The 696-nt window shown below is 61.8% G+C and carries 1 protein-coding gene; it reads left to right on the top strand.

Annotation, left to right across the window (positions count from 1 at the left end):
• The coding region (locus KVT32_RS28080) for an isocitrate/isopropylmalate family dehydrogenase (RefSeq protein ID WP_254637048.1) at positions 1–696 on the top strand (696 nt) is incomplete at both ends.

The following is a 696-nucleotide window of genomic DNA, read 5'->3' as shown; positions in this document are numbered from 1 at the left end:
CGCCCGGTGCGCTATTTCGCCGGCGTGCCCTCGCCGCTGAAGCAGCCGGAAAAGACCCACATGGTCATCTTCCGCGAAAACTCGGAAGACATCTACGCCGGCATCGAATGGGCCGAAGGCTCGGAAGGCGTCAAGAAACTGATCGACTTCCTGACCAATGAAATGGGCGTCAGGAAGATCCGCTTCCCGGAGACCTCGGGCCTGGGCATCAAGCCGGTCTCGCGCGAAGGCACCGAGCGCCTGGTGCGCAAGGCGATCCAGTACGCAATCGACAACGACAAGCCCTCGGTGACCCTGGTTCACAAGGGCAATATCATGAAGTACACCGAAGGCGGTTTCCGCGACTGGGGCTACGCCCTGGCGCAGCGCGAATTCGGCGCCGAACTGATCGACGGCGGCCCATGGTGCAAGTTCAAGAATCCGAAGACCGGACGCGACATCGTCATCAAGGATTCGATCGCCGACGCCTTCCTACAACAGATCCTGCTGCGTCCGGCCGAGTACAGCGTGATCGCTACCCTGAATCTGAATGGCGACTATATCTCGGACGCATTGGCGGCCCAGGTCGGCGGCATCGGCATTGCGCCGGGCGCCAACATGTCGGATTCGGTTGCGATGTTCGAGGCCACCCACGGCACCGCGCCGAAGTATGCCGGCAAGGATTACGTGAACCCGGGTTCGCTGATCCTGTCGGCC

Origin of the sequence: Achromobacter sp. GbtcB20 (assembly GCF_019091095.1) — a bacterium.
In the GTDB taxonomy this organism is placed as follows: Bacteria; Pseudomonadota; Gammaproteobacteria; order Burkholderiales; family Burkholderiaceae_B; genus Achromobacter; species Achromobacter mucicolens.
This window is presented reverse-complemented; position numbering and strand designations above follow the sequence as displayed.